Below are 757 nucleotides of genomic sequence, written 5' to 3'. Positions count from 1 at the left end.
GTCGGTGAGGGTCTGCTCGTACAGGCCGATGGCCTCCGCCACCCGCCCCACCGTCCGGTAGGCGCCGGCGAGGTTGTTGCGGGAGGTCAGGGTGTCGGGGTGGTCGGGGCCGAGGACGCGCAGCCGGTCGGTGAGGGTCTGCTCGTACAGGCCGATGGCCTCCGCCACCCGCCCCACCGTCTGGTAGGCGTAGGCGAGGTTGTTGCGGGTGGTCAGGGTGTGGGGGTGGTCGGGGCCGAGGACGCGCAGCCGGTCGGTGAGGGTCTGCTCGTGCAGGCCGATGGCCTCCGCCACCCGCCCCACCGTCTGGTAGGCGTAGGCGAGGTTGTGGCGGGTGGTCAGGGTGTCGGGGTGGTCGGGGCCGAGGATGCGCAGCCGGTCGGTGAGGGTCTGCTCGTACAGGCCGATGGCCTCCGCCACCCGCCCCACCGTCTGGTAGGCGCCGGCGAGGTTGTGGCGGGTGGTCAGGGTGTGGGGGTGGTCGGGGCCGAGGACCCGCAGCAGGTCGGTGAGGGTCTGCTCGTGCAGGCCGATGGCCTCCGCCACCCGCCCCACCGTCTGGTAGGCGCCGGCGAGGTTGCCACGGGTGGTCAGGGTGTCGGGGTGGTCGGGGCCGAGGATGCGCAGCAGGTCGGTGAGGGTCTGCTCGTACAGGTCGATGGCCTCCGCCACCCGCCCCGCCGTCTCGTAGGCGCCGGCGAGGTTGTTGCGGGTGGTCAGGGTGTGGGGGTGGTCGGGGCCGAGGACGCGCAGACTG

Annotated in this window: 1 protein-coding gene; it reads right to left on the bottom strand. The window is 73.3% G+C overall.

Annotation, left to right across the window (positions count from 1 at the left end):
* Positions 1 to 757 (bottom strand): tetratricopeptide repeat protein (locus tag NBW84_RS13730; RefSeq protein WP_250285121.1); only part of this gene is annotated, 757 nt, incomplete at both ends.

Origin of the sequence: Protofrankia sp. CiP1_Cm_nod2 (assembly GCF_920664355.1) — a bacterium.
Classification (GTDB): Bacteria; Actinomycetota; Actinomycetes; order Frankiales; family Frankiaceae; genus Protofrankia.
Note: the sequence above shows the minus strand (reverse complement) of the source record. Positions and strands in the feature narration are given on the sequence as shown.